Source organism: Citrobacter sp. TBCS-14 (genome assembly GCF_005280805.1).
Taxonomy (GTDB): Bacteria; Pseudomonadota; Gammaproteobacteria; order Enterobacterales; family Enterobacteriaceae; genus Citrobacter; species Citrobacter gillenii.
On record NZ_SZWM01000444.1, the window covers coordinates 1 to 273 of the forward strand.

Annotated in this window: 1 pseudogene; it reads right to left on the minus strand. The window is 57.5% G+C overall.

The annotated features are described in order from the left end of the window. Positions 1-273, minus strand: a pseudogene (locus FDX22_RS15985) (serine hydroxymethyltransferase); the annotation flags it as partial.

The following is a 273-nucleotide window of genomic DNA, read 5'->3' on the forward strand; positions in this document are numbered from 1 at the left end:
GAACACTTCCACCATCGCTTTGGCGTTTTTAGCAACCTGCTGCTGGTAAACCTTGAACTCAGGCTCCATCGCTTCTTTCAGCGCTACAGCTTTCGCCGCGATCACGTGCATCAACGGGCCACCCTGCGCACTTGGGAACACCGCAGAGTTCAGTTTTTTGTACAGCTCTTCGTCACCGCCTTTCGCCAGGATCAGGCCGCCGCGCGGACCCGCCAGAGTTTTGTGGGTGGTGGTGGTGACAACGTGTGCGTGTGGAACCGGGTTCGGGTAAAC